This window comes from Kineococcus deserti, from assembly GCF_050871945.1.
In the GTDB taxonomy this organism is placed as follows: Bacteria; Actinomycetota; Actinomycetes; order Actinomycetales; family Kineococcaceae; genus Kineococcus.
Genome location: NZ_JBJLSI010000036.1, coordinates 42,288 through 51,062 on the forward strand (window position 1 = coordinate 42,288; position 8,775 = coordinate 51,062).

Consider the following 8,775-nt stretch of genomic DNA (forward strand, 5'->3'; position numbering starts at 1 on the left):
GCGGGTCCTGCGACGTCCCGCGACTAGGATCGTCGAGTCCGTCGACCCCGTCCCGCAGGAGCCGTTCCGTGATCGTCCTCGTCGGCTTCATGGGTGCCGGCAAGACGACCGTGGGCCGTCTTCTGGCCGATCGCCTGGGCCTGCCCTTCGTCGACACCGACCTCGTCATCGAGGAGCGCGAACGTCGGCCCATCCCGCAGATCTTCGAGGCCGACGGTGAACCGGTGTTCCGTGACATCGAGCAGGCCGTCGTCGCCGACGTCCTGTCCGGCCCCGAGGCTGTGGTGTCGCTCGGTGGTGGCGCCTGCGGACGGGAAGCCACTCGTGAGGTGCTGCGCCACCACACCGTCGTGCACCTCGACGTCTCCTTCGAGCAGGCCAAGCGGCGCACCGCGGGCGACGCCTACCGGCCGATGCTGCACCGCCCCGGTCTCCAGGAGCTGCACGCCTCCCGCCGGGAGGTCTTCGAGGCCATCGCCGACGTCGGCGTCAGCACCGACGGCCGTCGGGCCGAAGCGATCGCCTTGCAAGTCCTGGACGGGGTCGTCGGCAAGGACGGCATCCTCGTCGCACCACCGGGCGGCACGTACCGGGTGCAGATCAAGCCGGGGCTCCTGGCCGAGGTCGGGACCCGGCTGTCCACGCACGGAGCTGTCCTGGTCGTGGCCCGGGCGGGGGAGCCGGCCTTGCCGGCCGTGCTGGACAGCCTCGACGGAGTCGTGCACGTCGAGGAGCTGCCCGCCGGCCCGGTCAGGACGCTTGACGTCTACAGCCGTCTCGCCGTGCGCGCCGCGGAGCTGGCGCTGCACCCGGACGACCTCCTCCTGGCGGTCGGTGACGAAGCGGTGGTCGACGTCGCCGGCTTCCTGGCTGCCACCTGCAACCGCGGCATGCGGTGGGCCGTCGTCCCGCGATCGCTGGAGGCGCTCGTGAACTCCTCGCTCGGCGGCGAGGTCGCTCTCGACCTGCCACAGGCGCGCAACCTGCTCGGCGCGGTGCACCAGCCCGTCGCCGTCCTCAGCGACCCCAGCGGGGTGTCCCCGGCCACGGACCTGCGGTTCGGTGCGGGAGTCGCCGAGGCCGTGAAGATCGCACTCGTGGCCGAACCCGGAGACCTCGAACCGCTCGTCGCCGCCGCACCGCAGGTGCTGGCGGGGGAACCCGCCGCGATCACCGCACTGGTGCGCCGTGCGGTCGCGACCACAGCGCGCCTCGTCACCGTCGACGAGCGCGAGGGCGAGGGCCGGTTGCACCTGAACTACGGCCACACGTTCTCGCACGCCTTCGAGCAGGTCCTCGACACCGAACAGGATGCGCTGCCGCTGGGGTTGATGGCCGCGGCTCACCTGGCCCGCCGTCTGGGCATGCTCGACGACGCGGGCGTGGGACTGCACCGCAGCAGCCTGCGAGCTTTCGGGCTGCCGACGGTGCATCGGTTCCAGCTCGGCACCCTGCGGCCCTACTGGTTGCGGGGCAGGAAGTTCAGGGACGACGTCCGGTTCGTGCTGCTGCGCGAGCCGGGCCGGCCCGAGGCGGGGGTCCCCGCCGACGACGACGCACTGGCCGGTGCGCTCGACGACCTCGCGGAGGACAGATGACCAGCGAATCTCCCGTCCGGATCACCGTCGAGGGCGACGCGCCCTACGACGTCCTCATCGGCCGCGGCCTGCTCGGCGAGCTGCGCGGCCTGCTCGGACCGAAGGTCGCCAAGGTCCTCGTCGTCCACCCGCGTGCCCTGCGCTCCACCGGCGAGGCCGTGCGCGACGACCTCGTCTCCCAGGGGCTCGAGGCGATCCTCGCGGAGGTCCCCGACGGCGAGGAGGCCAAGTCGGCCGAGGTCGCCGCCTTCTGCTGGACCGTCCTGGGACAGTCTGACTTCACCCGGTCCGACGCGGTCGTCGGGGTGGGTGGGGGGGCGGTGACCGACCTCGCCGGATTCGTCGCCGCGACCTGGCTGCGCGGTGTGCGGGTCGTGCAGATCCCCACGACCCTGCTGGCGATGGTCGACGCCGCCGTGGGCGGCAAGACCGGCATCAACACCGCCGAGGGCAAGAACCTCGTGGGGTCGTTCCACCCGCCGGCCGGGGTCCTGTGCGACCTGAACGCCCTCGACACCTTGCCGCCCCACGACCTGCGGGCAGGCCTCGCCGAGGTCGTGAAGTGCGGTTTCATCGCCGACGAACGCATCCTCGAACTCATCGAGGACGACGTCGCAGCGGCCACCGACCCGCACTCGCCGGTCCTGGCTGAACTCGTCGAGCGGGCCGTGCGGGTCAAAGCACGCGTCGTGGGGGAGGACCTGAAGGAATCGGACTTGCGGGAGATCCTCAACTACGGCCACACCTTCGCTCACGCCGTCGAACTCGTCGAGCGGTACCAGTGGCGGCACGGGGCGGCCGTCAGCGTGGGGCTCTGCTACGTCGCGGAGCTGGCGCGGATGGCCGGCCGGTTGTCCGACGCCGATGCCGACCGGCACAAGGCGGTCCTGGAACTCCTGGGCCTGCCGACGACCTACCGCGGCGACCGCTGGCCGCAGCTGCTGGACGCCATGAAGCGGGACAAGAAGTCCCGCGGCGCGATGCTGCGCTTCGTCGTGCTCGACGGCGTCGGGAAGCCCTCGCGGCTGGAGGGGCCCGACCCGGCGATGCTGCAGGCGGCCTACTCGGAGATCAGCTCGTCCTGAGCGGCGGAGCGCTGCCGCGGCAGTAGCGGCCTGGACGTCCGGGTCCAGGCGGGCAGCGCGGGCAGCGCCAACAGGGCGACGGCGACGAGCGCTGGGACGCACTGGGCCCAGGCTGTCGCCTCCGGCAGGACCTGGCGTGAGAGCTGGAACGCGGTGAAGGTGACGGCCGTGGTCCAGGGGAGGCCACGGCGGGATCCGGCGACGTCGACCAGGACCGCTCCCGCGACGAGGGTGGCCCAGTGGTAGTCCCAGACCTGCGGTTCCAGCAGGAGTCGTGCGGCGACGCACACGAAGAGGGCGAGTTCGGGCCGACCTCGCCACGCGGCGACGGAGACGGCGAGCAGGCACAGCGCGAACTGCGTGATCCGTACCGTCGAGGGGTAGACGTCGCCGGCGAAGCCAGCAAGCCCGAGCGGAGATTCGGCGAAGACGCGCGCGGTGCTGGAGGTCAGGGCGTCCAGGGTGCCGGGGACCACCACGAAGGCCGACCACGGCAGACCGGCGGTCAGGACCGCCGTGACGGGTGCCGTCCACCGTCGCCCGGGCAGCGGGACCAGGGTCAGCGCCAACAGTCCGACCGCCCACGGTTTGCCACCCGCGGCCATGCCCACTGCGAAGCCGAGGAGCAGAGGGCGCCGGTGCTTCAGCGCCCAGAGTGCGAGGAGTGCTCCACCCACCACCTCGATGTCCTCAGGGTGGGTGAACGTCGTCGCGAGTTCGACCCACACCGGCGCAGCCAGCACCCCGGCCCCGAGCACCACCAGCGGACGAGGGTGGGAGGACAGCCGCTCGGCGGCGCGGCAGACGAACGGCAGGGCCACGGCCGAGGCGATCGCCACGACCGAACCCCCGACTGCGTTGGGCAGCAAGGACAGTGGCGTCATCACCAGGAGGGGGACGGGACCGATCCAGACGTCCGGGTGGTCACGGTAGAACTCCCAGGGGGCGGTGTCGGGCACCTGTCCGGTGAACACACGTCCGGCCTGCTGGAAGTACCACCAATCGTCGGGCGGTCCGACGGTGAGCAGGTTGGAGACCACGATCCACACCGCGACGACCCCGATGGCGGTGAAGCGGTGACGGGTCAAGGCAGCCAGCACGCGAGAGGAGTCCGGCCGGATCACGCCGCCCCCCACGATCTGGACCGAGTCGGTGTCAGCGATCGGGCAGTTCTCCGGCCCGGACGCAGGTCGGTGGCCAGAGCGGCGCAGGCCACGAGCAGGGGCAGGACCTGGAACGCGGCAGCCAGCTCGAAGTCGGCGAGCCAGCGGGCGTCGTAGAGAACGAACACGACCGCGAGCGTCAGCCAGGGACCCCGGTAGCGGGTCCGCAGCAGGTCCACCGCCAAGCAGGCGATCGCCACGGTCGCGAAGTAGTAGTCCCACGCCTGGGGGTCGACGGCGATGCGCCCGGCTGCGACAGCGAAGGGGACCAGGTGAGCCCGTCGCCGGGCCACCGCGACGCAGGCCAGGGCGATCGTCAGGGCGAACTGCGCTGGGCGCACCCAGGCCGGGTAGGGCTCGCCGGCCAGGCCGAGGAGCGTCAACGGCGAGGAGTACCAGACGTCGACCCGGAAGGTCCCCAGCGCACTGAGCGTCCCCGGTGCCGCCAGCAGGAAGGGGGCCCACCAGGCTGCCGCCACGAGACCACCCACGGCGAGGCGCGCGGCCCGTAGCACCAGGGGTCCAGACCATGCAGCGACCAGTGGCAGGAAGCCAATGGCCCAGGGTTTGCCGGCGGCTGCGGTTCCCAGGACGACCGCCGCGACCCAGGGGGTCCACGGTTCGGACCGGGTGCGGAACCAGCACAGGACGAGGCAGGCTGCCAGGACCGCCAGGACGTCGTCGGGATGTGTGAAGTCGGCGGACACCCGCCACCAGTAGAGGGCCGCGAACAAGCCGCCGGCTAGGACTGTCAGGCCGGTCCGGGGATCCGCGGCTCGTTCCCCGCTCGCCCGCTCGAGCAGGTAGCAGCACAGCGGAAGGGCCGCCCCCAGCAGGACCACGATGGTCCACGTGCTGACAGCGGCCGGCAGGAGCGCCACGGGGAGGGCGAGGAGCAGAGCGGGCGGGCCGATCTGCGTGTCAGGCGAGTCCAGGTACAGCTGCCCGGGTGGAAGATCGGTCTGACCGGTCAGCACCAACGCACCCGCGCGGAAGTAGGCCCAGTCGCCGACGCCTCCGCTGGAGTGGACGTGCCAGAGCCCCGGGAGGACCCCGGCCAGCAGCAGCAGGACGTACCGGGCGCGAGCGAGGGTGAGCAGCCAGGCGGGGAGGCCGGAGGCGCTGTCGCGGGGTGTTCGTCGCACGAGCAGAAGATCGGCAGTGCTGCCGCGACGCTGAAACACCTCAGCCCGGTCGCGGTGCGGCGACAGCAGGGCGCCTGGGCCACCGGCGTGGCGGCGGGGAGAGGACAGCGGTCGCGACGATGACGAGGACAAGCGACGCCTGGACGTACGCCACCTGCCAGTTCTCCGAGACCAGCCAGCGCGCGTCGTGGATGAGCAGGACCAGGATCGTCGTGGTCCACGGGAAGCGTCGTCCCCGGACGGCCAGGTCCGCACTGACCGCCGCGACGGCTAGCACAGCGAAGTAGTAGTCGTAGTCCTGGCCCTCGGTGGACACCCGGATGGCGACGACCAGCGCGACGGCCAGCAGCGGCCGCCGCCGCAGAACCGTCAGGACGACCGCGAAGCCCCCCAGTCCGACCTGGATCGGTCGCAACCAAGGAGGTACCTGGCCTCCCGACCAGACGAGCGAGAGCGGCGAGGTCTGCCCGACGAAGATGTGGAACTGCGAGAGAGCGCTCACAGTTCCCGGGGCCCCGAGGACGAACGGCAACCAGGGCAGAATGGCGACGACGCCCGCCAGTCCCAACGCCGCAATGCGTTTGGCGCCGGTCGTCCCAGCCATTGCCAGCGGAAGCAACGCCGCCCCCCAGGGTTTGGCGCCGGCGGCAATGCCCAGCAGGACAGCGCAGGCGATCCACCGTTGCCGTCCCGCCGCGAGCAGTGCGGCGCAGGCTGCCACCAGGAGCAGGACGTCGTCGGGGTGGACGTAGCGCCCCACGGCCGTCGGCCACAGCAGCAGGCACACCGCACCAGCCGCGAGGACCACGAGGGGCCGGTGCGCGTCCGGACCGTGGTACGCGTCGGCCGCGCGCTCCAACATGTGCAGGCACAGCGGCAGCGCCAGTGCGCACAGCACGGCGATGACGACGACTGCCACCTGTTGCGGAAGCCACAGAGCCAACGGTGCGACGACCGTCAACGGAACAGGGCCGATCTGCACCGTCGGTACCTGCTGGTAGAGCTCGAGGGGGCTGGCGTCCGAGGCGGGACCGGCGAAGAACAGGCTCGGTGCGACGTCCTCGGGTCGGCCCGCGAACACCAGGGCCGCCAGTCGGAAGAAGGTGTAGTCGAATCCGGAGGGACCCTGCCAGGCGGTGCGGACCGCGAGCGCGGTGGACAGCAGGCCGATGAGGACGAAGCGGTTCCGGACCAAGAACTCAGCACGTCCCAGGCCGGGGCTCAGACGCACGGAACCTCGCTGAAGCCGCCGTCCGGGGAGTAGTAGAGCTTCTGCCCCACCAAGGGGTCACCTGAGAGGCAGAAGGTTCGTGCGGCCGTGGACACGATGCGGACGTCGTTGAAACCGTCGTCGGCGAGCGCCAACTGGGTACGGTCCGTCGTGTAGGACCCGTACAGCGAGCGGTAGTTCTGCTCGGCGCTCGCAACGTCCTTCATCTCCTGGACCATCGCGTCGCGAACGGACGTCTTGGTCTTCGCCCACACCGGCCGGTACCCGAACCAGCCGCCTGCTCCCAGGGTGATGAGCAGCCCGGCGCCAACGACCCGGTCGATCGTCCGGCGCCGTCGCCGACGGTGTTTGCGGGCTTCCTCGGGCGTCATCGCCTGCCCGGCGATGGACCGACGGTATGCACCCGCCGGGTCGAACACCGGGGGGCGGCGTACGGGCGAGTAGAAACCGTCGGCGGCTTCCTCGACGTCGTGGTCGCTGGTGGGTTGCTGCTGCTCCATGGCCCGGCCTCCTTCGTGGATTGGATCGACAGCGCCCAGCCGCGACTGAAGCGGAAGATCACTCCGAGGCAGGCGACCTGGCCGAACCAGCGGCGGGCCTAGGACACCAAGGGCCCGTTCTCGTGACTGCCCAGCGGAGAAGGACTCGGTGCCTGCCGGGCGGACGGCGTCGAGCTGATCGTCGGACGTTGTGGCGGAGACTGCCTCGGAGCGGTGATCCAGCGAGACCGGGAGCGCCAGGGCCGCGACGATCACCAGGACGGTGGGGCAGCCGAGCCCCGCCTTCCGCTGGGTCAGGGGCACGCCTCGCCACTGAACCCACCGGCCGGCGAGAAGAACAGCGCCGTGTCCGTCCGCCCGTCGTACGCCCCGGCGCAGAACGCGTCGGCACCGGCCGACACGATCGCCAGGTCACCCGAGGACTCACCGACCCCGAGGTCGGCCAGCGACAGCGAGTACTCACCGTGCTCGGCGTGCCAGGACGTCTGGGCGTCGGCGACGAGCTGCAGTCGCCCCCGCAGGTCGTCCGCGGCCCGGTCGGCCCGGTCGTCCAGCACGAGGGCCAGGGTGACGGCGGTGGCCAGGCCGGCGGCGGTGACGACGCCGGCGAGGACGACGCCGGCCCGGCGCGCGCGGCGGGGCGGCTCCTGGGCAGCTCGGGGCTCGGCGTGCAGGCTCACACGCGGCCTCCTTTCCTGCTCCGGCGTCGTGCGGCACCCCGCGGTGGGGCTCAGACGGTGATCGGTGCCCGCCGGGGGTGGGCTGAGGGCGAGGACCCCCTCGCCACCCGGACGCGCGCGCACCTCCACCGTCCGGCGCAACGGCCGTGCCCGCGGTGCTCGCCCCGTGACCGCCGGCCCACCCCGTCGCCACGCTGCCGGACGGCGCCGCCCCGCCCGCTCGGTAGGATGGGGACGCCCTGCCCGCGTCCGACCCGGTCCGCGGGAGCCTGAAGCACGAGAGACGGACTGAGAGACGACGTGGCATCGACGAACGACCTGAAGAACGGCACCGTGCTGAACCTCGACGGCAACCTGTGGTCGGTGGTCGAGTTCCAGCACGTGAAGCCCGGCAAGGGCGGTGCCTTCGTCCGGACGAAGCTGAAGAACGTCCTGTCCGGCAAGGTCGTCGACCGCACGTTCAACGCGGGCTCGAAGGTCGACACCGCGACGGTCGACAAGCGCGACATGCAGTACCTGTACAAGGACGGCGAGGACTTCGTCTTCATGGACTCCTCGACGTACGACCAGATCCACATCAACCCGCAGACCGTGGGTGACGCGGCCAACTACATGCTCGAAAGCCAGGAGGTCATCGTCGCGACGCACGAGGGCACCCCGCTCTACGTCGAGATGCCGACCTCGGTGGTCCTGGAGATCACGTACACCGAGCCGGGCCTGCAGGGCGACCGCTCCACCGGCGGCACCAAGCCGGCGACCGTCGAGACCGGGTACGAGATCCAGGTCCCGCTGTTCCTCGAGACCGGCACGAAGGTCAAGGTCGACACCCGTACGGGCGACTACCTCGGCCGCGTCAACGACTGATGGCTGCTCGCCGCAAGGCGCGCAAGCGCGCGCTGGAGGTCCTCTTCGAGGCCGACCAGCGCAAGCTCGCCCCGCTCGACGTCCTGCGGGACAAGATCGTCCGGGCCGACCCGCCGGTCGGGGAGTACGCCGTCACCCTCGTCGAGGGTGTCGTCGCGCACCAGGCCCGCATCGACGAGGTCCTGTCGACCTACTCGATGGGCTGGACGATCGACCGCATGCCGGCCGTCGACCGCGCGGTGCTGCGGATCGGGGTGTGGGAGATCCTGCACGCCCCCGACGTGCCCGACCACGTCGCGGTGAGCGAGGCCGTCGAGATCGCCCAGGAGCTGTCGACCGACGAGTCCCCGAAGTTCGTCAACGGGCTGCTGGCCCGGATCGCGGAGCTCAAGGAGACCCTCACCGCCTGAGTGGCGGCACGGGGGGGGGGGGGGGGGGGGGGGGGGGGGGGGGGGGGGGGGGGGGGGGGGGGGGGGGGGGGGCGCGGGGGGGGGGGGGGGGGGGGGGGG

Annotated in this window: 9 protein-coding genes; 4 read left to right on the forward strand and 5 right to left on the reverse strand. The window is 71.7% G+C overall.

The annotated features are described in order from the left end of the window. The first annotated feature begins 68 nt into the window (after nucleotides 1–68). On the forward strand, nucleotides 69–1,598 hold the full coding sequence (locus tag ACRYR2_RS21185) for a shikimate kinase (RefSeq protein WP_432564873.1): 1,530 nt from the start codon (nucleotides 69–71) through the stop codon (nucleotides 1,596–1,598). After that, nucleotides 1,595–2,683, forward strand: coding sequence for a 3-dehydroquinate synthase (gene aroB, locus ACRYR2_RS21190; RefSeq protein ID WP_432564874.1), 1,089 nt, complete (start codon nucleotides 1,595–1,597; stop codon nucleotides 2,681–2,683). Before ACRYR2_RS21185 ends, aroB begins: the two co-directional genes overlap by 4 nt. Here aroB and ACRYR2_RS21195 read toward each other — a convergent pair. The 5 genes from ACRYR2_RS21195 to ACRYR2_RS21215 form a co-directional block, all read right to left on the reverse strand. Beyond that, nucleotides 2,659–3,783 (reverse strand): glycosyltransferase family 87 protein, encoded by a 1,125-nt coding sequence (locus tag ACRYR2_RS21195; RefSeq protein WP_432564875.1) that lies wholly within the window; start codon nucleotides 3,781–3,783, stop codon nucleotides 2,659–2,661. The genes aroB and ACRYR2_RS21195 overlap by 25 nt on opposite strands. A gap of 20 nt (nucleotides 3,784–3,803) precedes the next feature. Beyond that, nucleotides 3,804–4,991 (reverse strand): hypothetical protein, encoded by a 1,188-nt coding sequence (locus ACRYR2_RS21200; protein WP_432564876.1) that lies wholly within the window; start codon nucleotides 4,989–4,991, stop codon nucleotides 3,804–3,806. A gap of 40 nt (nucleotides 4,992–5,031) precedes the next feature. Beyond that, entirely contained in the window at nucleotides 5,032–6,222 is a 1,191-nt protein-coding gene (locus tag ACRYR2_RS21205) for a hypothetical protein (RefSeq protein WP_432564877.1), read from the reverse strand. Further along, nucleotides 6,213–6,722 carry a hypothetical protein gene (locus ACRYR2_RS21210; RefSeq protein ID WP_432564878.1) on the reverse strand — a complete coding sequence of 170 codons (510 nt, stop codon included), beginning with the start codon at nucleotides 6,720–6,722 and terminating at the stop codon, nucleotides 6,213–6,215. Before ACRYR2_RS21210 ends, ACRYR2_RS21205 begins: the two co-directional genes overlap by 10 nt. 293 nt (nucleotides 6,723–7,015) lie before the next feature. Next, entirely contained in the window at nucleotides 7,016–7,402 is a 387-nt protein-coding gene (locus ACRYR2_RS21215) for a hypothetical protein (protein WP_432564879.1), read from the reverse strand. Nucleotides 7,403–7,702: 300 nt separating this feature from the next. On the opposite strand from ACRYR2_RS21215, the gene efp reads away from it, so the two are divergent. Both efp and nusB read left to right on the forward strand, forming a co-directional pair. Continuing rightward, nucleotides 7,703–8,266, forward strand: coding sequence for an elongation factor P (efp, locus tag ACRYR2_RS21220; protein WP_432564880.1), 564 nt, complete (start codon nucleotides 7,703–7,705; stop codon nucleotides 8,264–8,266). Beyond that, complete coding sequence (gene nusB, locus ACRYR2_RS21225; protein ID WP_432564881.1) at nucleotides 8,266–8,676, forward strand: transcription antitermination factor NusB; 411 nt, start codon at nucleotides 8,266–8,268, stop codon at nucleotides 8,674–8,676. The genes efp and nusB overlap by 1 nt, the downstream gene beginning before the upstream one ends. Nucleotides 8,677–8,775: the final 99 nt, after the last annotated feature.

Coding starts and splice junctions, on each gene's coding strand:
- ACRYR2_RS21210 (WP_432564878.1), bottom strand. CDS start 6,722: ATGGAGCAGCAGCAACCCACCAGCGACCACGACGTCGAGGAAGCCGCC.
- aroB (WP_432564874.1), top strand. CDS start 1,595: ATGACCAGCGAATCTCCCGTCCGGATCACCGTCGAGGGCGACGCGCCC.
- nusB (WP_432564881.1), top strand. CDS start 8,266: ATGGCTGCTCGCCGCAAGGCGCGCAAGCGCGCGCTGGAGGTCCTCTTC.